The sequence below is a fragment of the Streptomyces sp. NPDC058812 genome, from assembly GCF_042744565.1.
GTDB lineage: Bacteria > Actinomycetota > Actinomycetes > Streptomycetales > Streptomycetaceae > Streptomyces > Streptomyces thinghirensis.
The window spans coordinates 111,843-132,458 of the sequence record NZ_JBHYOB010000008.1 but is presented as its reverse complement, the minus strand read 5'-3'; the positions used below and the strand labels follow the sequence as shown (position 1 = coordinate 132,458).

Here is a 20,616-nt window from a genome sequence, read left to right as displayed (position 1 = left end):
TTGCACGGCCACCGCGGCGCCGTGTTCGGGCATGGGCGTACGGGAGACCGCGACACGGTGACTCGCAGCTGCTATGCCAAGGGCGGTCGGGCCCGGCCTCTCACCTGGTAGCGCAGCCGCCCGGGACTGTGAGGTCCCAGCTTGCCGCGGGAGGACTGGCGCACAGCCCCTCCGATACCTGGCCTCGGCTTTGACCGCCTGCCATCCGGACAACAACCGGCCCGGACCGGCGGAGGGACAGAACAGGCCGACACGCGGTGACAGTGGACACAGGAGCCCGGTTCGGCGCCGCCCAAGACCTCACCTTCAGCAATGTGCCGGGGTGAAGACGAGTTCTACGTCGGGCGCCGGGAGCCGCCGGGAGCACCGCGACGGCCAGACGGTGGCGGAGGAGCGCCAGAAGAGGGCTGTCCGGGGGCGGGCCATCTCGTGGGCGAGTGCCCGCGCACCCGCAATCCCACATGATCGTGGACAACTACGGCACCCACCGTCCCGGGACCCGTATCCGCCAGCTCACGTCGCGGCGCCCCGCATGCAACAGCGGGACCCGCGCGCCGGTGTCGCGCGCCAGTCCGTCCGCCACGGCACAGCCCGCAGCGCCGGCTCCGACGACCACGTGCGGAAGTCCTCCGCCGACGCGCACGCCACAATCGGCACCGCATCGAGTCTCCAGTCAGCAGCCTTGGCCAACTACCAAATAATCCAAACGATGGGCCCTGAGAGGTCGTTTTCTCCCGTTGTTTCATCCCGAAATCTTTGGTTGGTGTGACTTTGCGGAGTCGCGCCAGGAGATGGTGTTCTCTCTGGTGAGGCGGCGGGCCATGAGGTCGGTCATGGCCAGGTGAATCATGGCTTCTGAGCGGGCCGGGAGCGTTTCGCAGTCGCGGGCCAGACGGCGGTGGAGCATCAGCCAGCCGTAGGTGCGCTCGACCGCCCAGCGTTTCGGGATGGGTGTGAAACCCCTCGTCCCGGGAGTGCGGGCGACGATTTCCATGTCGATGCCGAGGGTGGCGGCGTGTTTGACGAAGTGCTTGCGGTGGCAGCCGTCGGTCCAGACCTTGCGGATACCGGGGTGGTCGGCGACCTGGTTGAGCAGGTGGGTGCCGGCCACAGAGCCCCCTGGACACTGGCCGCGGTGACCAACACCGCGACTAGGAGGTCGATCGTGTCGGTCACGATGCTCCGTTTCCCGCCTACGATCTTCTTTCCCGCATCCGTGCCCTGACTCATGGTGGGGACACTGGTGGAGGTCTTGACGCTCTGGGCGTCGATCACGCGGGCCCACGGGCTCGCGTTCCGCCCCTCCTTCTGCCGCACCAACTCCCTGAGCAGGCCGTCGAGCTGGGCGAACACGCCTTCCTTCTGCCACTTCGCGAAATAGCCGTAGACCGCCTCCCAGGGCGGGAAGTCGTGGGTCAGGTAGCGCTACTGCACACCGGTCCGGTCCACGTACAGGATCGCGTTCATGACCTCGCGCAACTCGTGCTTGGGCGGGCGGCCGATGTCCGGGGCGTGCCGCCGTCGCTCGGCCCGCCAGGCAGACAGAACGGGCTCGATCAACTCCCAGCGGGCCTCGGATAGATCACTCGGATACTGACGTCGCTCACTCATGTCCTGGACGTACCGCCCGGACGTAATGCGCCCAGGCGTGCGTCTTCGCCCTTGGAAGCGCGTCCACGGAAATGCGGCGTCCTGGGATGAGACAGGCGCAAGTATCGACCCGTCCCAGCCGTCACCCCATCCGACCGTCGAGACACAGCTGCCTCCATAGGCGCACCAACACCACGGCCTCGCGCCACTCAAATCTGGAGGTAAGAGAACTAAAAGGACTAAAACGACCCTTCAGAGGGCGTTTACGCAGGTCAAGGCCTATATGTGGCTCTCGTCCCTGACCTGCTTCAAGGGCCTTCATCCATAGGCGGTGAATGACGCTCTCCACGGCGGATGTTCGGTCATCCGTCTTGCTCGCTTCTGCAGCTGGAAGTCCGTCTGGTTTGAAGTTGCCGCAGAATCACCGATGAGCTTCTTCAGCGTTGCCGCTCCAGCGTGAGGACGGCTTTGGCGATGACGACATGCGGTTGGGGCTGCATCGGGACCTGCGGAAGATCCGCCAGGAATTCAGCCGGGCGACGCCGCGCTCGGCCGGTGCCCGTGCGGCGGCCAGGGCCCCGGTTGGCGATCGCAGATGCGGATGATGCGGTGGGTGCGGGCGGCGGTCAGGTCGTGAGCCCGGCCCGGCAGCACAGGTGAGAGCCACAGCAGTCGGCCGTCCGGATCGGTGACGACCTGCGCGTTCACGCCATGCCGGCGGTGCTTGTGGGAGTAGTCGGCCCGTCCGTCACCGATCCGGTCGCACTCGGCGCCGTCCAGCAGGACGAAGTCCGGGTCGTGTTCGCGCAGGACCTTCAGCAGACCCGGTGCTCGTTCGGCGAGCAGGAGGACGACCGCGCTGGTGTAGGCGTGGGCGGTGGACTCGCTGATCCCCAACCCGGCAGCGATCTTCGCGAGGGTGACGTGTTGGCGCAGGTACACCAGTGCCACCATCGCGCGCTGGGACGGGCGGAGCTTCCATCGCCGGTCGCCCTCACGGGTGACGATGAGCATGGTGACCCACTCCACGAGCGCATGAGGCAGGTCAAGCACGGCAGGACAGACGACCAACGAGGCGCCCGAGCAGCGTGATTGAGACGTCAGACAGGTCGGTCAACAGCCCGGGGGCCTAGGCCCTGTCTCTTTGAGGATCGGACGCCTGGGATGAGGGCCGACTACTCTGTCGTGATGGCCAAGAGGATTGAGTCGGAGCTGGTGGTTGACCTGCGGGGTAGGTCAATCGAGACGCTCGATGACTTCTGGGACGCTGTGGCTGAGCCTTGCGGACTGCCGGACTGGTTCGGTCGGAACACGGAAGCCTGGCGGGACACCATCCAGACGCGGGGCATCTCCGAGCTCATCGACAGCTACGACGTCCTGGTCGTGCACGTGGACGAACGAGGAGTCTTCGCGGCCCGGAACCGCGAGGCTCGAGCCCTGCGAAGCGCCTTTTCAGGGAGGCAGTCGCGTCTGGTCGTGCACGAGCTGCTCTGATCACCGCGTCGAGCGGGACCAGATCAGGATGGCCGCCAAGTGCAAAGCAGCCTCATAGGTCAGGGCAAGCTTGTCTGTGCGCATCGCCAGACCACGCCATTGCTTCAAGCGGCTGATGCACCGTTCGACGGTGTTGCGCTGCTTGTACGCCTCCGCATCGAAGCCTGGTGGCCGGCCTCCGGCTCTCCCTCTGCGCAGGCGGTGTCCGATCTGGTCAGCAGGCTGCGGAATGACGGCGCGGATGCCCCGCCGTCGGAGATGGCCGCGGATCGCGCGGGAAGAATAGGCGCGGTCCGCGAGGACGGTCTCCGGTCGAGTCCGCGGCCTGCCGAGTCCGCGTCGCGGGACGCGGATCCTCGCCATGACGGCCTCGAATGCCGGAGCATCACCCGCCTGACCAGCGGTGACGTAGAGGGCCAACGGCCGTGCCCGGTTATCACTGGCCAGATGTACCTTCGTACTCAGGCCGCCACGAGAACGTCCGAGTGCGTGATCCTCGGGTTCTGACCGTCGCGCAGCCCCCTTTTCACGGCCCCAGCCGCGTGCTGATGGGCCCGGCAGATGGTGGAGTCCACCGAGACCGTCCACTCCACGTCGTCATCCGCGTCGGCGGTGGCCAGGACTGCGGCCAGGATCCGTGCCCAGGTGCCGTCGGCGGCCCACCTGATGAGACGTTTGTGGGCCGTTTGGAAGGAGCCGAGCTCATCCGGCAGGTCCCGCCAGGGCGAACAGGTACGGTACTTCCACGCAATGGCTTCAAGGGTGCGGCGGTGGTCGGCCCATCGCCGACCGCGGACCGGATCGGCCGGCATCAGCGGCTCGATCCGGCCCCACATCGCATCAGTGATCACTAACCGGATGGACACATCCGATCAACTGACCAGCCCTCCAAAGAGACACGCTCTAGCTCGTTGCGGCTCGCGGACCCGTCACCTGATCGGTGGCCACCTCGAAGAAGCTCATCGATCTTGTGCGTCACCGACGCCAAGGCGGGCTGGACGGGATGGTGAGCACGACGCGACGGCCGTCGCTGAAGGTCCTTCGCTAGATGTGGAGGCCCAGGGAGACCAAGCCGTCGTCGACGTGGGTTATGTGGGTCTTCTCGACCGAGAGAGTCATCTTCGGCTTGCGGACCAGCAGTTCACCGATCTCCGTCTTGAGCGTTTCGGCTTCGGAGGACATGTTGGTCGACGTTGTCGAAAGCAAGCCTTGATGTCGCCTTCGATGACCCAGGTCACGTCCCTTCTGGTGGTGTAGGCGATCAGTCGTCTGATGCCGCGGGCAGGACGGTCGGGGTGTCGGTGTAGAGGACGTTCCTGCTCTCGTTGGAGAGGTAGCGGCGGGGAAAGGCGATCCATTCGTCGTGGAGTTCGGCGAGGACCGCCGTCCCGAGACGGAGGACGGTGGCCGGGTTGGGGAAGACCTGGACGACGTCGGTGCGGCGTTTGATCTCGAGCGCGGCGTCATCGTCTCCCACGAGACGATCCGCGGCTGGTGCGCGAAGCTCGGGCAGGGCCACGCGAACGGCCTGCGCCGACGGCGGCCCCGACCCGGCGACAAATGGCACCTGGACGAGGTCTTCATCAAGATCGGCGGAGAGCAGAAGGACCTGTGGCGGGCCGTCGACGCCGACGGCAACGTGCTCGACATCCTCACACAGAACCGGCGGGACAAGGCTGCTGCCCGCCGCTTCTTCCGTAAGCTGCTCAAGAAGACGCGCACAGTGCCCCGGGTGATCGTCACCGACAAGCTCCGCTCCTACCGAGCGGCCCACCGCGAGGTCATGCCCTCCGTCGAGCACCGGCAGTCGAAGTACCTCAACAACCGGGCGGAGAACAGCCACCAACCCACCCGGCAGCGGGAACGCGCAATGAAGGGCTTCCGCTCAGCCGGTGGGGCGCAGCGGTTCCTGTCCGCGTTCAGCGGCATCTCACCGCGCTTCCGGCCCCACCGCCACCTGATGACAGCCTCCGGCTACCGCGCCGAGATGACCCTCCGCTTCGCCATCTGGGAGCAGGTCACCGGCGCCGGCCAGCCCACCACGGCCTGAACACAGGCCCGGGCCGCGGGCCCACCATGCCCCGACGCACCATCAGACACTCACGCACCCAACAACGTGGCAACGCCGACTGATGGCCGTGAAAGCTGGTACAGAAGGCCGTTGGCGTGAGACATGCGATGCAGGGACTAGTCATGGCTCAAATACGCGGCGCTAGGTTGACCTTGGATGTGAGCCGAACAATATATTCCTGTTCACTGTTGTTCTCTCGCGTCTTCCGACGAGTCCTCGGGCGGGTGGCCGAATATCGGTACCGGGGATCCTGTGTCACCCCCGCGTTGAGACGTTTCTGACGCAATCAACGATGGAGCCTGCTTTCATGCAAGTCACCCGAATGAAACCCGCGCCCGCGCAGTGGCCACCGGCTGTAGCAACGCCGAGTGAGGCCGGTCTCGGTACGGTCTGCGATTGGTCGGCCGCCTCGTGACGCCGCCCCTCCAGTCGTCCGGTCGATCGGGCCCCGGCTCCCGGTGGCCGAAGGAGACCATGCCCTGTGAGCTGGCGGCGCCAGACCGTGAGGCATGTCTCAGATTGTTGACCACGACGCGGTCGGTGCGTCGTCGTCTGGACACCTCACAGCCCGTCGACCTCGAGACGGTACGCACCACGCTGACGGCGGCACTGCAAGCACCCAACGGTTCGAACGATCAGCCCTGGCACTGGACCGTGATCACCGATCCGGACACGCGAAGCGCACTCGCAAACGTGTACCGCGACGCTGCTCGGCCGTACCTGGCGTCGATGCGTGAGCGCGTGGAAGGCGGGATGCTTCGGCCGGCGTTTATGAGGCGTCCGTCCATCTCGCGCGAATTTTGCATGAAGTGCCGGTCCTGCTCGTACCCTGCCTGGCCGTCGGTCCGGAGAAGTACCGGGATATGTTCGAGAGGCTGGGCTACCAACAGCCGGTCGATCACCCCGCACACTCCGTGTACTACGGCTCCATCCGGCCGGCTGTCTGGAGCACTCTCCTCGCTCTGCGCGCTCAGGGACTGGCGGGAGCCGTCACGTCCCTGCACTTGACGCACGCCGACGCGGCCGCTCGCATCCTGCGGCTGCCCGACGGGGTCGCTCAAGCCGCCTTGCTGGCCGTCGCGCACCCCACCGGGGACAGTTTCCGCCCGGCCCCTCGCCATCCGATCGATGACGTGCTCCACCACGACACCTGGTAATGGGGCTCACCCCGATCGCCAGTTGCCGCGCGCAGGCAACTGCACAGCAGAAAGGTCACTGCTCATGGCGGATCCGGACAAGCCACCCGCCCCGCCGTCACCCTTCACCGTGGGCGTAGACGGTCCTCTCGCCGCCGCCCGGCGCACGGTGCTGCGCGAGATCGACGCCCTGCTCACACGCGCCGAGGAGGAACAGGCCCAGCAGTTCATCGACGCCCTGTACGGCGCCCGGCGCGTCGTCGTTCTGGGCGTCGGCCGCTCCAAACTCGCGGTGGACGCATTCGCCATGCGGCTGATGCACCTGGGACTACCCGTTCACGTCGCCACCGAGGTGACCTGCCCCGCGGTCACCTCCGGGGATCTGGTCGTCGCGTGCAGTGGCTCCGGGCAGACACCGACCGTCGTCCAACGCGCCACGACCGCCCAGGAGGCGGGAGCGCGGGTGGTCGCCGTCACGGCCAACGTCGACTCGCCGCTGGCGCATCTCGCGGACCTCGTCGTCCATCTGGCCGAGTACAGCCAAGACTATGAGCAGGAGGGCTCTGCGCAGTTTGTCGGCACGCTGTTCGAACAGGGGGCGCTGGTCCTTTTCGACTGCTTGGTATTGGCCGTCCAGCGCAAGCGCGACATCGATCCGGACGAGATGTACGGACGCCACAACAATCTGGAATGAGGCGTGTACGCGTTCGCCGCCCGCTCCTCGAAGGGAGGACCCGGCCGTGCCGGAAACCGGAACACCGGCCGTCATCAGCTGCACCAGCACCAAAATGAACCTCGGCCTGGCCGACACGCTCCGCTGGCTGGACAACGTGATCATGCCGCACGCAACCGCCCTCGCCGCCCTTTCCTTCTTCGCCTGCCTGCCCCACCCCCTCCTGATCCCCGCCCGCGATCGCCTGGCGGGAAGCGGCGTGAACGTGGGCGCGCAGGACGTCTGGCCCGAAGGCGGGGCAGTGACGGGCGCCGTCAGCCCCGAGCTCCTGGCCGAGATCGGCTGCACCCATGTCATGGTCGGCCACGCCGAACGCCGTCACACCTTCGGGGAGGACGACGGCCTCGTCACCCGAAAGACCGCGGCCGCCTCCGCCGTCGGGATCACGCCCCTGGTCTGCGTCGGTGAAACCGCACAGCAGGGCCGCATCGCGGCTGCCGAACACGCTGTCGCACAGGCGACCGCCGCACTGGACGGTATCCGGCCCGACCGTCCGGCGCTCGTGCTGTACGAACCTGTCTGGGCCATCGGCAGCAGTGAGGGCGCCGACCCCGAACACGCCGGCCACGTCGTGCGTGCCCTGCAGGCGGCCACCGCAGGCCGCAACGTGCGCTTCCTCTACGGAGGTTCGGTCCTGCCCGGCACCTACACGCGCCTGCGACAAGCCGGCCACTGGGACGGTGTCGCTCTGGGGCGGGTCGCGCAGGACGCCGGAATGCTTGCGGAGACCATCGCCGAACTACTGGACGACGCCGAGAACCGAGCCCAGCACCAGGCCCGCTGACACGGACCCGGTCTTACGAGGCTGAAGGCGTTCGCCGGCTGGAGGAGGGGCCTCTGGGCGGCGAACGGCCGGTGGCCCGGCCAGCGCCCCCGGCCGGAGCTGACTGGGGACCTGCACACGGAACGAGCGGCGGAAACGGACACCACTTTCCACTGTAACCGGCCAGAAGGCGGAGTGATGGACGATCAGGGCGTTGACGGCTTCTTACTCCGACCGGCCCGCGTGTGGGACGGGCGAGCACCACGGTCGGTCGAGAATGTGCACGTTCTGGTGAAAGGTGAGCGTATCCGCAGCATCGGCCGTGGCACGTCGATCGCGGGCGCATCTCCTGTCTCTGTCGACCTGCCGGGCTGCACGCTGCTGCCCGGCCTCATCGACTGCCATGTCCATCTGCCGGATGAGGGAGCGGACGAGGACTCCGCGTTGTACCAGCTGCTGACCGCCGTCCCGGCCATGAAGGCGCTGCTGACCAACGGGTTCACCACCGTCCGGGACCTGGGAAGCGCCCATCAGCCACTCAACATCGCGCTGAGGCGAGCCGTGGCGAACGGCCTGGTGCGTGGGCCGAGGATTCTCGCAGCCCCGAACATGATCTCTTCCCGTGGCGGCCACGCTGACAAAGCCCCACGCCTCGCCGAACGCTACGGTGCACAGATCGGGACAGTGGCTGACGGAGTGGAGGAGATCCGGCGTCAGGTGCGGGAACAGGCCCGGTTCGGAGCCGACTGGATCAAGTATGCGGGGAGCGGAGGGTTCTCCTCGCCCGCCGACGCCCCCGGCTCCGTCGCCTACTCTCAGGAGGAGGTGGACGCGTTGGTGGGTGCCGCACGGGATGTGCGGCTGCCCTGTGCCGTCCACGCCATCCCCGACGAGGCAGTTGCGCGGGCGGTGCGTTCCGGCGTACGGAGTGTGGAGCACGGCTCGCTGGCCACTGAGCGGACGCTGGAGTCGATGACGCGTAGCGGCACCTTTCTCGTACCCACGCACTACTGCCAGCTCGAAGCTGCGAACCGAATGGAGACAGGCTCCTCCCGCCTCGGTCACTGCGGGCAGGCGGATCACGTCGACGCCGAGGAGATCCGAGCCGGGATGCGTCGGCAGGCCCGCTCCGAGGTGCGGATCGCGTTCGGTACCGACGCGGGCATGTTTCCGCACGCCGACAACTGGCGCGAGTTTCCGGCGTTGGTCACGAACGGGCTGACGCCGCTGCGGGCGTTGAGGTCAGCGACCGTAACTGCTGCGGAGCTGCTGCACCAGAGCGAACTGGGCAGCATTACGCCCGGCTTCATCGCAGACCTAGTGGCAGTCGACGGCGACCCCTTCACCGATATCGACTCCATGGGGCTGGTCCGGTTCGTGATGCAGCAGGGGCGAATCGTGCACCTTACATGCTAGCCGCGCCGCCACCAGAGTCAGTCGCGCAGACGCAGCGGCTGTCGGTCAGGGTGACGTGCGGGCAGACGACAGGGAGAAACCGATGCTCTTTCCGTCCGACCATGACCTGCAAATCGGCGAGGAGGGCCGCACTCAGGAAGGGGTGCGCTCCGACCAGCAGCTTCTCGACCAGTTCATGGCCGAGGGCCTGCAAGCACGTGAGTCTGCGCTGGGATTCCCGGTCAACCTCGACTTTGACCACCGCAGTCTGGCCGGATTTCTGGGCCTGCATGCGAACAACGTGGGAAGTCCTCATGACGAGAGTCAGTACCACCTCAATACCAAGCCTCTGGAACGAGCCGTCGTCTCGTTCTTCGCGGACCTCGCGGGTGCCGTTCCAGGAACGGCGTTCGGATATGTCTCCAACGGAGGCACGGAAAGCAATATTTTCGGGGTATACGTGGGCAGAGAACGCTACCCGGATGCGGTTCTGTACGCATCCACCCAAGCTCACTACTCCGTACCGAAGATCGCCCGCCTGCTGCGGATGGACTACGCGGAAGTGGACGTCCTGCCCGACGCGGCCATGGATCCGGACAGTCTTCAGGCCCGCTGCCGTGAGAACCCCGGAAGGGCGGCAGTGGTCGTCGCCACGATCGGCACCACGGGTCAGGGCGCCGTCGACGATCTCATCAGCCTGGGAGCAGCGCTGCGCCAGGCCGGGGTCGACCGGTTCCACCTGCACGCAGACGCCGCTTTCGGCGGGCCCATCGCCGCCCTGGGACCACTGCCCCGTGCGTGGGGGTTCACCGCCGGCGCCGACAGCATCGCCATCAGTGGACACAAGATGATCGGCTCTCCAGTGCCCAGCGGGATCGTCCTGGCCCGCGCGGACCTCGTGGCAGGTATCAGGGAGCCCGGTGTGGCCGTGGGCGCGGACGACGACACGATCAGTGGCTCGCGTGATGCCTTGGCATCAGCTCTGCTGTGGCGGGAGCTGCGACGTCTGGGACGTCGGGGGCTGGCGGACAGGGTCAAGCACTGTGTGCGGACAGCCGAGTACGCTGCCGAGCGATTGCAGGCATGTGGCCGGAATCCCTCATATGTTCCAGGCTCCAACACGGTGCTGTTCGACGCGCCTAGCCAAAACCTGTGTGACCGCTGGGCCCTGCTGCACGACGGCGGCCGCGCCCATCTGAACACGATGCCTCATGTCGAACGCAAGCACATCGATGCGCTCTGCCGCGATCTGGAGGCGACCCAGTGAGTGTTCGAGGCCGCGACCGGCCCGGGGCCTGTGAGCGGGCCGCTGTTTCAGAGCGGCGGCGGTACCCGTGACGGCGATCTTCCATCCCGCCGTCGGCTCCGGAGCGGCCGAGCAGGAACCGGCCTGGGCGAACCGGCCGCCCTTCGCTCTGACATGTCCATTTCTCTACCCCCTGGGGCTTATTGCGAGGTCATCTGCGTTGACATGCCGTCGAACACGTTGGGTGGTCTTTTCGCCGTCTTTCCTGTTTGCCCCAACTGCTTCCTTGCGCAACGGATGTAGTCACCTTGCCAGCCATTCGAGTCGGCGACGCGGGCAGTAGCGTCAAGGTCGGGTGGCGCTGCGCACGGCGGGGGCAGGAGCGGAGGCCGGGTAGGAGAACGCTTGAGGGGTGACCGGCGGACGGCCGGATTCTCCCACCAGAGATGGGCCCCGCCCCCTTCGACCGCAACGAGATCGGCTGGTGACAACCTCCTCTTGGCCACCGACGCATGGGCCACGGGCGCAAGACGGGGGGCTGTGCGCTTCGCCCTCTGAGCTTGTCTTTTAACGTCCGGCGTCGAACGCGGCTCGAACTTGATCAGCGTTTTCGCAGTTCGGCGGACGTATAGGCGGCCTTCGTTTGATCCTGTGCTCCGTCACAGAGTGGATCAGCGCGAAGGCCGTGGTCGTGAGTTTGGTGCGTCAGGGAGCGTTTTCCAACCTGACGATGAGGTGTGGTGAAGGACCAGGGCGGCTTTTACGACGTTGGTGATGTGGTTGGTGCTGCAGCGGAGTTTCCGCAGGAGGCGTCAGATCTTCAGGGTGGCCGTCGCCAGCTCACCGACACAGTGGGTCTTGGCGTGAGTGGTGTTGTGCCGGCGCTTCCACCGTTTGAGGCGGCGGCCCCGAAACGGCACCCGGACAAGGGCGCCAGCGCCTTGATACGCCTTATCGGCCCAGCATTGAGTCCCGCATCAGCAAGGGCTTCGGTGATCCCGTGTCGTCGCGCTGCGGTGAGGTCGTGTGTGGATCCGGGCAGTGCGGGCGAGGCCCACAGCAGCCGCCCGAACGGATCGGTGAGGACCTGGACGTTCGTTCCGTGGCGTTTGTGTTTTCCCGAGTGGTACGGAGTGTCGGCGGCGATGCGGTCGATGGGGAGCAGGGTGCCGTCGAGGATGACGAACGCCTTCGCTCGTATCGCCCTCATCGCCTCAGCCAAGGACGGGGCGAGGGTGGACAGGATCTCCACGGCTTCCTGTACGTATCGGAAGGCGTCGCGATCCCGATGCCGAACCCGGCGGCGAGCTGGGCGTAGGTGTCACCGCACCGCAGATGAGCCAGGCCGAGCAGGGCCTGACGTGAAGCGGGAGGACGCCGCCATCGCGTCCCGGTCTCCTGCCGCCTGGCCGCCAGTTGCCCGGTCGGGAACCGCAAGGTACGGCTGGACAGATCTGTCGAGGACGGACAGACAAGCACGCAAGGCTCCTGGCGAACACAGGTGATCTTGGTCGAGAAACCCGTCTGCCAGGAGCTTCTTCAATGCGCAGGACTATCCAACTCGCGGTCAGCGACGCCACCTTGGCAACGGTTCACTGGCAGGGTCGTCCTGTGGCGGAAGCGGATCTCCAGTCGGGCGTCCCCTCGCGCTCGCTTCCTCGGGCGAGGCTTCGGGCCTGCCCTTCGTGAATGTCGCTTGCCCACTCCCAGCCGGGCTTGGGCGATACGACCCGTGGGTCGCTGGAAACCCGGGCGTCACGTAGGTCCTCCACGTACGCTCGATCCAGTTTGATCCTTGCGCGTACCTCCTCGTCCCTGGCGACGGATCCGTGTCCGGGGATGAGGACATCGACGTCGTCCGCTACGCCCTCGAGCAGTCCCAGCCCGACGAGGTAGTCCTCAATCGGGTTGTCGGTGTCTTCGAACATGGGAACGAAGACATCGGAGAGCATGTCGCCGGGAAACGACGCCGTTCACCTGGCCTCCGCGGGCGGTCACGGCCATCCCGGTCGCGTCGGTGACCAGCGAGGTCCGCATATGGTCGCCGATCGGCCAGCCCAGCACGCGTCGCGAGCAGATGTCGGTCACCGTGGCGAGGTAGAGCCAGGTCGTGCCGACGGCGACGTAGGTGATGCCGCCGCACCACCCGGTGTTCAGGGCGTCCGCGGCGAAGGCGCGCATCACCAGGTCCGGCACGGGCGGCGCGGTCCTGTCCGCGATCGTCGTCCGCTTCTTCTTCGCAGATGCCGGCCGACGATGTGGTTGACCCGCACCAGCCGGGTCACGCGCTTGCGGTTGATCCGCCGTCCCCTCGCACGCAGCTCGGCATGGACGCGCGGGGCACCGTAAACGCCATCGTGCGGGGCGTGAATGGCACGGATCTCGCTCACGGCCCACTTCTCCTCGGCCCGTCGCTCGGCGCGGGCCTGCCCGGTGGCCAGACGGCGGTAGCAACCGGCGCGGGACACACCGAGCACCCGGCAGATCCGCTTGCCGCCGAAGTCGGCGCGGTTGTCCGAGATGAAGTCCCAGCGGCGAGGGCTCACTTCACCTCCCGAGCGAAATACGCGGCCGCCCGGCGCAGGATCTCGCGCTCGAGGTGCCACTCTTTCTCAGCCTTCAGCAGCCGGGCGTTCTCCGCCCGCAGCAGGGCCGGCTCATCCACCTCGCCGCCCGTGTCACGACGTCCGGGCACGGCCTGGTTCTCTCGTCCTTGCGCGCCCTCGTCCGCAGCGACTCCGCGGTGGTGCCGAGATTCGCGGCCACCGCCGCGTACGTCCGCTTCCCGGCCGCGGCACGGTGGAGCGCGACCGCGTCCTTCCCGAACTCCTCCGGATACGGAGACTTGCGTCCCACGTGGACATCCCTCCCTGGACTGTCAAGATCCAATGCCAGGGTGTCCACTCCAAAGGATCAGTCTCACCATCGGCGTCACCCAGGACGGCGGCCGCGAGGTCGTCGGTGTCATGGTCGGCGACAGCGAGACCGAAGTCTTCTGGGCCCAGTTCCTGCGTCACCTGCGAGAACGCGGACTGAGTTGCGTCCGCCTGGGCATCTCCGACAGCCACAGCGCTCTGGTCAAAGCGATCCGCAAGAGGAGGGCGGCGAGGCCGGCGACGACGGCGATCTGGAGGGTGGCGAGAGCGGCGACGGAGCCGGTCTCGCCCTGCGTCCCCAGGTCGATGGCAGTGGTGCCGATGACCTGTGACCCGGCCCCGGCGAGCAACAGGGCGGGGACGTACTCGCGGATCGTCTGGGCCCAGATGAGCAGAGACGAGGCGAGCATCGCGGGCACCAGGGGGCGGATGAGGATGCCGGGGCGCGAGCGGAGTCGGGGCCGTCCGCCGCGGCGTCAGCGGCGGCCGGCTCGGTGGCTTTCCGGCGGCCCCAGGTAGCTCGGCTTCAGCCCGCCCGTGTCGACGACGAGCCTTTGCACTACCACCGTCGGGTCCACCATCCACAACTTCAGGGTGTGGGTGCCCGGCCCGGACACTGTGTGCTCGGTGACCGTGAGGTTGGTGTTGTCCGAGGTGTTTCGTTCCCATTGCTTGTTCATCGACGTGTCGTCGGCGCCCGTGACCCGGGTGACGTTCACCGTCGTCGGCGCAGCGCCGTCGAACGACACCGCGTACCGAAGGCCCTCCGTAGGCAGCACGTTGTTGCGCGGCGACAGGTACACCAGCACCCGCACTGTCCCCGGGTCCGTCGTCAGCGTCACCCCGTACTCCAGGCGCGGGCCGTTCCCGCCCGGCGCGCGGCTCGGCGCCGTCACCGGCCAGGGTGTCACACCCGACCCCGTCCGCCCGATGTCCGGGATCTCCCGCCAGGTCACCCCATCTGTCTCCACCGCGCGCGTGGCGTGCGCCGCCTCCATCGCCACGTACCCCGACGCTTCCACGAACCCCCGGCGCCCCCCGCGCGCGCCCAGCCGCGGGTTCTCCACGCGCGCCGTCACCCGCACCGCCCGGCCACCCGGTCCGCGCACCGTGAGCGGCACCTCGGTGGTCCCGCGCGGCGCACGCCGCCAGTCCACCCGCACCGTCGCCCGCACCTGGTGCGTCACCCGGCCCCGCGCGCGGTCCACCGTCAGCCACTCCACCGGCGACTCGATCCGGTACGCGAACGGCTCCCGGCCCCGGTTGAACACCTCGACGTACGGATCGGGCGCGGTCCGGTACGGGCTCAGCGCCGGCAGTACCGCGGGCGCGTCCGAAGCGGGCCACCACGCGTCCGAGCCGTCGAGCCCTACGCCCATCTCCGCCCCCGCCGGGACCTCGACGCGCTGGACCGCCGGAAACACCTCGTCCGGCAGCGCCACGTGGTCCGGCGTCTGCGGCTGCTGCCAGGCCGCGTCCGGGCCGTACCGCGCCACATTTCCATAACCGATTTTCGGCTGGGTCTGGAAGCCCCTCCACTTCCCCCCGGCCAGCTCTTCGTTGTAGTGGTCCGACAGGGCCTGGTCGTCGGCGAAGCGCGCATCGGTGACGTCTGCCAGGGCGTTCGCCGCCGCCCGGCCCTGCGTCGCGTAGTGCAGGTTGGTGAACTCCGCCTCGCGCAGCGCGTACAGGTTCGCCGTCGCCTTCACCTGGTAGAACGCGAGCTGGAAGTACGCGTCCTGCCGCTCGGCCGGGAGCAGCGCCCCGATCCGCTCGGCGCGCCCGGCGAGCCGCCGCCACTCGTCGGTGACGCGCTCCAGCTCCCGGTAGTGGTTGAGGTGGTACGGGCTCTGCTGGTCGTCGTAAGCCACCGCGGAGGGGTCGGTGGCCGGGTTCTTCGCAGGGTCGAGGCTGATCCGGCGGTTCAGCAGTTCAGGTTTGCGGCGCGCCTGGAGCACACCGTACTCGTGCAGCACCCTGGCGATCGCGGCGGCGTACCGGGGGCCGAAGTTCTCCTCCGCGTAAGCCCGTTCCCATTCCTCCAGGCGCTCCAGCGGCCAGCGGTCGGGTTCCCACGCGTAGTCGAGGAAGAACTGGAGCGGCAGCTCGTGGTTCTTCATGTCGCCGACGTTGACCACCCACAGCCGCTCCACACCGTACGTGTACGCGAGGTGGAGTTGCTCCCAGGTGGAGGTGAGGTTGGTGGTGTCGACCCACTTGTAGTTCCGGCCGCCGCCGACGTAGTCGAAGTGGTAGTAGATGCCGTATCCGCCCGCGCGTGGCTCCATCGACTGGTCCGGGAGCTTGCGCATGTTGCCCCAGTTGTCGTCGCAGAAGATCACCGTGACGTCCTCGGGCGGGCGCAGGCCCTCGTCCCAGTACCGCTGGACCTCCTTGTAGAGCGTCTGCACCTGGGGTATCGCGGTGAGCCGGTCGGCCCCGGCCTCCTCGGCGAGGATGCGGCGCTGGGCGGCGAGGATGGACTCCATCAGCTCGATGCCGTCGCCGTCGGGCAGGCTGACGTCGCCGTTGCCGCGCATGCCGAGTGTGACGACACCCTCGAAGTCCTGTTCCACCATGCGGCGGACGCCGTCGCGCCAGTACGCCTCGATGGCGTCGCGGTTGCGGCGGTAGCTCCACTCGCCGGTGCCGCCGTACGGGTCGCGGCCCGGGACGGTGATGTTCCCGGCGGCGTCGCGCCGCGCGGCGACGGCGTGGCGGTTCCACTCCTCGATGCCCCGCATCATGGGCGCCTCGTGGGAGGTGCCCATGACGACGCCGTAGCGCTTGGCGGTCGCGTGGTTCTCCGGATCGTCCTCGGCGAAGGCCCGGCCCCACACGGCGGGCCACAGGTAGTTGGCCTTCAGCCGCAGCATGACCTCGAAGATCTTCTCCCAGAACTTGCTGTTGAAGCCGTTCGGATACCCGGGCGCGAGGCCGGGGCCGAAGTACGCCGGAGCCCACGTGCCGAGCGCCGGGTTCTCGTCGTTGATGAAGAAGCCGCGGTACTTCACCGCCGGAGTGCCCTGCGTGTGGCGGCCCGGCAGCACGTACAGCTCGTCGTGGCGGTGCGGGGGCACGTCGTCCCAGAAGTGCCACGGCGACACCCCGATCTGCCGCGACACCTCGTACGCTCCGAAGATCGTCCCGCGCTGGTCGCTCCCCGCGATCACGAGGGCGCGCCGCACGCCCGGCAGCGGATCGCGCACGACCTGCTGGAGAGACGTCTCCCACTTTCCCCCGATACCGGACACGTCCAGTTTCCCGGTTTCGACCAGGCCGTCGAGCAGAGGGCTGCGGCCCAGCGTGCCCACGAGCACGATGTCCCGCGACTCCGCCCCCGGCAGGCCGTGTGCGACGGCGGGCTCCGTGCCGGTCACCCGGCCGATGTCCGTCCGCAGATCCCCGACGACCCGCACCACGCCGGGGTGGTCGCCTTCGTCGACCACGAGCGGCGCCGCCCGACCGCCCGCCACCAGTGGAAAGGCGTCCCGGGCGGGGGTGAAGGACACGAACCGGCGGTAGGGGCCGGAGCCGGACCCCGGTCTCCCGGCGGCGGCACCCGGCCCGAACGGCGATGCCGGGGCGGCGGCCGCCACGGGGGAGGGGGCAGCGACGGAGGCCACCGCGGTGGCCACGGCCGCCGCCAGCACCGTGCGCCGACGGGGAGACGGGGACGGGGAAGCGGGGGTGCCGCCTCCGAGGGACCTGTTCATTACTCGACCTCCGGAACGGAACGATCGGGACAGGGCGTGAAGTGTGAGACAAGGAGTGGCAGGGGGCGGCGGAGTGCGTGCGGGGGTCGCTGCCTATCCGCGGGCGTCCCGGAACAGCCGGACGGGCACCGCGTCGGCCAGCAGACCGTAGCCGTGCGGGTTCAGGTGCAGGTGGTCGCCCCCGTCGGCGGAGTGCAGCAGCCGCTCCGGAGCGGCTGGATCCCGCACCGCCGCGTCGAAGTCGATCACCGCGTCGAACCGGCCGCTGTCACGGATCCACGCGTTCACCGTCCGCCTGGCCTCCTCCCGCAGCCCTTCCGCGTCGTCGTACGTCTCGTTGCCGCCGAACGGCAGCAGGGTCGCCCCGTACACCTCGATGCCGTGGGCGTGCGCGCGGACGACGATCTGCTCGTACGCCGCGATCAACCGCGCCGCGACGTCCTTCTGTGCGGCGGGCGTGGCCGGCGCCGTACCGATGTCGTTGATTCCCTCGAAGACGACGAGCCACTCCACACCACTCTGCGCCAACACGTCACGATCGAGGCGGGCGAGCAGGTTCGGACCCAGACCGTCGTTCAGTACACGGTTGCCGCCCGCCGCCTGGTTGAGGACGGCGGTGCCCGCCGTGCCGCCGGACCGTGACAGCAGACGGTCGAGGAACTGGTCGGGCCAGCGGTTGTTCATGTTGGTGGTCGAGCCCCGCCCGTCGGTCAACGAGTCCCCGACGACCGCGACAGCGGCCGTGCGCGTCGGCGCCCACGTCTCGATCCCACTCAGGAAGTACCAGTGGTCGGTGGGGGTGGCCCCCGCCAGGTCCACGGCATCGACGTGGTCACCGGCCAGGAGGTGGGACGTGGTCCTCGACCCGGGGTGCGAGGTGATGTCGCGCGACGCCTGGCCCTCGGCCAGGTACATCGTCACTGTGAGGTTGCTCCCCGCCGCCACGTCGAACGGCAGCGGGTCGGACACGGCCTGCGCACCCACCGGCACGGTCGTCGACGCGCCGCCTTGGAAGGTGACCGTGCGGGCGAAACCGGGCGCGATCCCGGTGACCCCGGCCCGGCCGTCGACCGGGCGTGCCACCGATACCGAGGTGATCGGCAGGGGAGCGCCGCCGAAGGCGTTGGAGAAACGCAGCCGGATCCGCTCCCCGCCGACCGTGACCCGCACCGTCTGACGCAGGGTGCTGTCGACGAGGACGGCGTCCTCCTGGGTGAACGGCGGCGGCGGCATGTTGCCGGGCTCCGTCAACTGCGGCATGGCCGCCCACGTGTTCACCCAGTGCCGCCCTTCCCGGGTGGTGTTCTCCGTGTCGGCCGCGCCCGCCGCTCCGCCGGTGGAGGCGGCGGTCAGGAGTGAGATCGCAAGCAGGCCTACGGCGGTGAGACTGCTGATCCATGACATTCTTCGCACGGCGGTGCCGTCCCTTCATGGCGCCGACCGTCAGCGGCGCAGCCCTGTGAACCGCACAGCCCTGTGAACCGCACAGCCGGGGTACGACGACGAGGCTTCCCGAAAAGGTGCGTTTACGCGGTCTTCCATGGAGCGACGACGACGTTAGGCAACCTACTTTCGGGACGTCAAGACGTGCACCCGTCGAAACTTTTCGGTACTCGGGGCCTGCCGCCGAAAGTCACAGGGCAAGCTGATTGAAAGTCCCCTGCGCAGGAAGCAACTACCCGAGACGACTCCTGTTGAGGTTGATTTCCAGCGCTTCAGGCCGTTCTGTGATGAGCGCTGCCGCGGGAACGGTGCTTCTGGCGGTGAGTCCGTGTGTACGGGTATTGACCTTGCCCCCGACAGGCGCTTAGCTTCCGTTACTGTAAATATTTCGGTCCAAGCGTCGAATCTTTCGAAGGATACGGAATGAGGCTTTCCGGATGAGGCGTTTCCGCTTCCTCACCGTGGCCCTGGCCACCGCCGCCCTGTCCCTGCCGCTCACGGCCGACGTGGCCGGGGCCGCCCCGGCGGCCGACCGGCAGTCCGTCCCGCACTCCAACGCCAGGCTCGACCGGCTGCGCGACGCCGCCCCCGAGGATTTCGTCGTGGGCACCGCCGTGGCAGGCGGCGGCCACCACTTGGAGCAGGATTACCCGGACCCGTTCACCTCGGACAGGGAGTACCGGAAGATCCTCGGGCGCCAGTTCAGCTCGGTTTCGCCCGAGAACCAGATGAAGTGGGAGTTCGTCCACCCGGAGCGGGACCGGTACGACTTCGAGGCCGCGGACGCCATCGTCGGTTTCGCCGAGCGGCACGGTCAGGTCGTGCGGGGGCACACACTGCTGTGGCACAGCCAGAACCCGCAGTGGCTGGAGCAGGGCGGCTTCTCGAAGGAGGAACTGCGCGCGATCCTGCGCGAGCACGTCACCACCGTCGTCGGCCGGTACGCCGGCAGGATCCAGCAGTGGGACGTCGCGAACGAGATCTTCGACGACCGGGGGGATCTGCGTACGCAGGACAACATCTGGATCCGCGAACTCGGCCCGGGCATCGTCGCTGACGCCTTCCGCTGGGCGCACGAGGCCGACCCCAAGGCGAAGCTGTTCTTCAACGACTACGGTGTCGAGAGCGTCAACGCCAAGAGCGATGCCTACTACGCCCTCACGCAGGACCTGATCCGGCAGGGGGTGCCCGTGCACGGGTTCTCCGTGCAGGCACACCTGAGCACGCGGTACGGCTTCCCGGAGGATCTGGAGACGAACCTGCGGCGGTTCGACGCGCTGCGCTTGGAGACGGCCGTTACCGAACTGGACGTACGGATGGACCTGCCGGAGACCGGGATGCCCACCGACGCGCAGCAGAAGCAGCAGGCCGACTACTATCAGCGAGCGCTGTCGGCGTGTCTGGCCGTCGAGGACTGCAACTCGTTCACGATCTGGGGCTTCACCGACAAGTACTCATGGGTGCCGGTGTTCTTCCAGGGGGAGGGGTCCGCGACGGTCATGACCGGGGACTTCGGCCGCAAGCCCGCCTTCCACGCCCTGCGGTCCACGCTGCAAGCGGCTCGGGAAGACTGATCCCTGTGATCCGCCGCCAGGGTTCACCACCGATCGGATCGTCGGCCAAGGTGGCGCCGGCTGCGGCGAGCGTGCCGGCGAGGCCGTCGGGGAATCCGGCGCCGGCGACGTTGGCGAGGTGGCCGCCGCCCGTCGCGGCGGCCGCCAGGACCACGGTGGTGACCTCGTGCCTGACGGACGACGAACCGCGGTGCCAGCCGCTGCTGCGCGGCAGATGGCCCCGGTTCAGCCGCCCCGGGCGGAGAGGAGTGCGAGCGACGACGATCGACGGTACGAGGGATGCGACCAGGCCGTTGAACCCTTTGGGGGAAGGGAGTTCGGGCGGAGCCCGGCTTCCGTGACGTGCCGCCGCGGGATCTGCATTCAGCGTCCTCGGGCCCATCGCCGCCGATGTAACCGGCCCGGTGGGAGAAGATCACGAGGCACAACAACGAGCGCGCGCAGGGTGATCGGCGTCAACCCCCAGGGCCGGACGCGTACTCCGGCCGCATCGGGGGCTGTTCCATCGACGCCCGGATGCAGTCCCGCCGCGCCGTAGCCGCGCTGGAGTCCGCCATCGTCCGCCGCGACCAGGTGGTC

At 68.1% G+C, this 20,616-nt stretch carries 13 protein-coding genes and 7 pseudogenes; 10 read left to right on the top strand and 10 right to left on the bottom strand.

Annotated elements, in window-relative coordinates:
- Positions 1–742 precede the first annotated feature (742 nt).
- A pseudogene (locus tag ACFW48_RS18530) lies at positions 743–1,611 on the bottom strand (IS5 family transposase).
- Between the two features lie 416 nt (positions 1,612–2,027).
- Positions 2,028–2,661: pseudogene (locus ACFW48_RS18525) on the bottom strand (transposase family protein).
- Between the two features lie 93 nt (positions 2,662–2,754).
- On the opposite strand from ACFW48_RS18525, the gene ACFW48_RS18520 reads away from it, so the two are divergent.
- Positions 2,755–3,084 (top strand): barstar family protein, encoded by a 330-nt coding sequence (locus ACFW48_RS18520; RefSeq protein WP_386315872.1) that lies wholly within the window; start codon positions 2,755–2,757, stop codon positions 3,082–3,084.
- Here the strand turns inward: ACFW48_RS18520 and ACFW48_RS18515 are convergent.
- The 3 genes and pseudogenes from ACFW48_RS18515 to ACFW48_RS18505 form a co-directional block, all read right to left on the bottom strand.
- A protein-coding gene (locus tag ACFW48_RS18515; protein ID WP_386316307.1) for an IS5 family transposase occupies positions 3,085–3,920 on the bottom strand; the annotation gives its coding sequence in 2 pieces (ribosomal slippage) (positions 3,085–3,617 and positions 3,617–3,920; 837 coding nt in all).
- Between the two features lie 208 nt (positions 3,921–4,128).
- The gene (locus ACFW48_RS18510) at positions 4,129–4,266 is read right to left on the bottom strand and encodes a hypothetical protein (protein ID WP_386315871.1); all 138 of its coding nucleotides are present in this window, start codon (positions 4,264–4,266) and stop codon (positions 4,129–4,131) included.
- Positions 4,267–4,345: 79 nt separating this feature from the next.
- Positions 4,346–4,537: pseudogene (locus ACFW48_RS18505) on the bottom strand (transposase); the annotation flags it as partial.
- Between ACFW48_RS18505 and ACFW48_RS18500 the strand changes: the two are divergent.
- The 7 genes and pseudogenes from ACFW48_RS18500 to ACFW48_RS18470 all read left to right on the top strand — a co-directional run.
- Positions 4,535–5,134, top strand: a pseudogene (locus ACFW48_RS18500) (IS6 family transposase); the annotation flags it as partial. The pseudogenes ACFW48_RS18505 and ACFW48_RS18500 sit on opposite strands and share 3 nt — an antisense overlap.
- Before the next feature lie 495 nt (positions 5,135–5,629).
- A pseudogene (locus ACFW48_RS18495) lies at positions 5,630–5,890 on the top strand (nitroreductase family protein); the annotation flags it as partial.
- Between the two features lie 128 nt (positions 5,891–6,018).
- Positions 6,019–6,312, top strand: a complete 294-nt coding sequence (locus tag ACFW48_RS18490; protein ID WP_386316319.1) for a hypothetical protein — start codon at positions 6,019–6,021, stop codon at positions 6,310–6,312.
- Positions 6,313–6,376: 64 nt separating this feature from the next.
- Positions 6,377–6,985: a 6-phospho-3-hexuloisomerase gene (gene hxlB / locus ACFW48_RS18485; protein WP_386315869.1), complete on the top strand. Its 609-nt coding sequence runs from the start codon at positions 6,377–6,379 to the stop codon at positions 6,983–6,985.
- Between the two features lie 46 nt (positions 6,986–7,031).
- Positions 7,032–7,808, top strand: coding sequence for a triose-phosphate isomerase (locus ACFW48_RS18480; RefSeq protein ID WP_386315867.1), 777 nt, complete (start codon positions 7,032–7,034; stop codon positions 7,806–7,808).
- Between the two features lie 177 nt (positions 7,809–7,985).
- On the top strand, positions 7,986–9,203 hold the full coding sequence (locus ACFW48_RS18475) for an amidohydrolase family protein (RefSeq protein ID WP_386315865.1): 1,218 nt from the start codon (positions 7,986–7,988) through the stop codon (positions 9,201–9,203).
- A gap of 82 nt (positions 9,204–9,285) precedes the next feature.
- On the top strand, positions 9,286–10,449 hold the full coding sequence (locus ACFW48_RS18470; RefSeq protein WP_386315863.1) for a histidine decarboxylase: 1,164 nt from the start codon (positions 9,286–9,288) through the stop codon (positions 10,447–10,449).
- Between the two features lie 650 nt (positions 10,450–11,099).
- On the opposite strand, the pseudogene ACFW48_RS18465 reads toward ACFW48_RS18470, so the two are convergent.
- The 3 genes and pseudogenes from ACFW48_RS18465 to ACFW48_RS18455 form a co-directional block, all read right to left on the bottom strand.
- Positions 11,100–11,907 (bottom strand): annotated as a pseudogene (locus ACFW48_RS18465) (transposase family protein).
- A 113-nt stretch (positions 11,908–12,020) separates the two neighbouring features.
- The gene (locus tag ACFW48_RS18460; protein ID WP_386316318.1) at positions 12,021–12,380 is read right to left on the bottom strand and encodes a hypothetical protein; all 360 of its coding nucleotides are present in this window, start codon (positions 12,378–12,380) and stop codon (positions 12,021–12,023) included.
- Positions 12,381–12,390: 10 nt separating this feature from the next.
- Positions 12,391–13,284 (bottom strand): annotated as a pseudogene (locus ACFW48_RS18455) (IS3 family transposase); the annotation flags it as partial.
- A 32-nt stretch (positions 13,285–13,316) separates the two neighbouring features.
- Here ACFW48_RS18455 and ACFW48_RS18450 point away from each other — a divergent pair.
- Positions 13,317–13,823 (top strand): transposase, encoded by a 507-nt coding sequence (locus tag ACFW48_RS18450; RefSeq protein ID WP_386315861.1) that lies wholly within the window; start codon positions 13,317–13,319, stop codon positions 13,821–13,823.
- Here ACFW48_RS18450 and ACFW48_RS18445 read toward each other — a convergent pair.
- Positions 13,781–17,020 carry a glycosyl hydrolase 115 family protein gene (locus tag ACFW48_RS18445; RefSeq protein WP_386315859.1) on the bottom strand — a complete coding sequence of 1,080 codons (3,240 nt, stop codon included), beginning with the start codon at positions 17,018–17,020 and terminating at the stop codon, positions 13,781–13,783. The two genes, ACFW48_RS18450 and ACFW48_RS18445, sit on opposite strands and share 43 nt — an antisense overlap.
- A 93-nt stretch (positions 17,021–17,113) precedes the next feature.
- Positions 17,114–18,424: an SGNH/GDSL hydrolase family protein gene (locus ACFW48_RS18440; protein ID WP_386316305.1), complete on the bottom strand. Its 1,311-nt coding sequence runs from the start codon at positions 18,422–18,424 to the stop codon at positions 17,114–17,116.
- Between the two features lie 476 nt (positions 18,425–18,900).
- Here ACFW48_RS18440 and ACFW48_RS18435 point away from each other — a divergent pair, with 476 nt between their 5' ends.
- On the top strand, positions 18,901–20,037 hold the full coding sequence (locus tag ACFW48_RS18435) for an endo-1,4-beta-xylanase (protein ID WP_386315857.1): 1,137 nt from the start codon (positions 18,901–18,903) through the stop codon (positions 20,035–20,037).
- Positions 20,038–20,616 lie beyond the last annotated feature (579 nt).

Excerpts from the sequence above, each read along its gene's own strand:
- ACFW48_RS18520 (WP_386315872.1), top strand. The coding sequence starts at position 2,755 with ATGAGGGCCGACTACTCTGTCGTGATGGCCAAGAGGATTGAGTCGGAG.
- hxlB (WP_386315869.1), top strand. The coding sequence starts at position 6,377 with ATGGCGGATCCGGACAAGCCACCCGCCCCGCCGTCACCCTTCACCGTG.
- ACFW48_RS18490 (WP_386316319.1), top strand. The coding sequence starts at position 6,019 with ATGTTCGAGAGGCTGGGCTACCAACAGCCGGTCGATCACCCCGCACAC.
- ACFW48_RS18435 (WP_386315857.1), top strand. The coding sequence starts at position 18,901 with ATGAGGCGTTTCCGCTTCCTCACCGTGGCCCTGGCCACCGCCGCCCTG.
- ACFW48_RS18460 (WP_386316318.1), bottom strand. The coding sequence starts at position 12,380 with ATGCTCTCCGATGTCTTCGTTCCCATGTTCGAAGACACCGACAACCCG.
- ACFW48_RS18470 (WP_386315863.1), top strand. The coding sequence starts at position 9,286 with ATGCTCTTTCCGTCCGACCATGACCTGCAAATCGGCGAGGAGGGCCGC.
- ACFW48_RS18445 (WP_386315859.1), bottom strand. The coding sequence starts at position 17,020 with ATGAACAGGTCCCTCGGAGGCGGCACCCCCGCTTCCCCGTCCCCGTCT.
- ACFW48_RS18475 (WP_386315865.1), top strand. The coding sequence starts at position 7,986 with ATGGACGATCAGGGCGTTGACGGCTTCTTACTCCGACCGGCCCGCGTG.
- ACFW48_RS18440 (WP_386316305.1), bottom strand. The coding sequence starts at position 18,424 with ATGTCATGGATCAGCAGTCTCACCGCCGTAGGCCTGCTTGCGATCTCA.
- ACFW48_RS18450 (WP_386315861.1), top strand. The coding sequence starts at position 13,317 with ATGCCAGGGTGTCCACTCCAAAGGATCAGTCTCACCATCGGCGTCACC.
- ACFW48_RS18510 (WP_386315871.1), bottom strand. The coding sequence starts at position 4,266 with ATGTCCTCCGAAGCCGAAACGCTCAAGACGGAGATCGGTGAACTGCTG.